The sequence below is a fragment of the Buttiauxella sp. S19-1 genome (assembly GCF_022134725.1).
In the GTDB taxonomy this organism is placed as follows: Bacteria; Pseudomonadota; Gammaproteobacteria; order Enterobacterales; family Enterobacteriaceae; genus Buttiauxella; species Buttiauxella ferragutiae.
On sequence record NZ_JAHWLU010000308.1, the window covers coordinates 1 to 202 of the forward strand.

General features: G+C 60.4%; 1 protein-coding gene. It reads left to right on the forward strand.

What is annotated here, in order from left to right:
• Nucleotides 1-202 (forward strand): bacteriophage T4 gp5 trimerisation domain-containing protein (locus MES37_RS24690; protein ID WP_443108007.1); only part of this gene is annotated, 202 nt, incomplete at both ends.

Sequence of the window (202 nt, forward strand, 5' to 3'; positions counted from 1 at the left end):
GTCTGGGGCAGACGGTGAAGGTCGGCAAAGAGAATGCCGGCGGGCATGACCAGAACATCACCGTGGCGCACGACCGCAGTATCACGGTACGCAATGACCAGACCCTGAAAGTCACCCGTGACCACACCGTGAATACCGGCCGTGATGACGCGCTGACTGTGGCAAATGACCGCAAAGTAACAGTCGACGGCAGCCAGGCGCA